This is a genomic window from Herbiconiux daphne, assembly GCF_024979295.1.
Classification (GTDB): Bacteria; Actinomycetota; Actinomycetes; order Actinomycetales; family Microbacteriaceae; genus Herbiconiux; species Herbiconiux daphnes.
Window position 1 is genome coordinate 1 of record NZ_JANLCJ010000842.1, and the last position, 513, is coordinate 513.

Annotated in this window: 1 protein-coding gene; it reads left to right on the forward strand. The window is 35.3% G+C overall.

Annotated elements, in window-relative coordinates:
• The coding region (locus tag N1032_RS27985; RefSeq protein WP_259544013.1) for a hypothetical protein at window positions 1–513 on the forward strand (513 nt) is incomplete at both ends.

Genomic DNA, 513 nt, shown 5'->3' on the forward strand with positions numbered 1-513 from the left:
ATGCACCTGATGCACCAGAAGACTATGATACCCCTGATTGGTCTTTTCTTGAAGAAGGTGATCCGGTGTTTGAAGATGAAGAATCTAATGATGATAATGGTGATTCGTCCGATGAAGAAGAAAATGCAGCTTTTGAAGATGAACAAGAACAATCACCAGAATTAGAAAACACTGATGATACAGATTATGGTGATACAGTAGATATTGATTTAGATACTATCATTACTATTCATGGTAAAGAATATACAGCAGAAGAATTAGTTAACCGTTATCAGGAAGATGAGATTTTTAATCAACGGAAAGCAGAATTTGAAGCTGAACGTAATGCTTTTATTGAGGACAAAGAAGCAAGCGTTAAACTACTTGATCTAACATATCTTGAATGTGATAGACAATTAGCAGAATATCAGAATGGCTTTGATTGGGAATGGCTCGCGGCTAATGATCCTCGTTCATATATTGAAAATAAACAATATGTAGAACGCTTGCAGCATAAGAAACAAGAAGTGATTC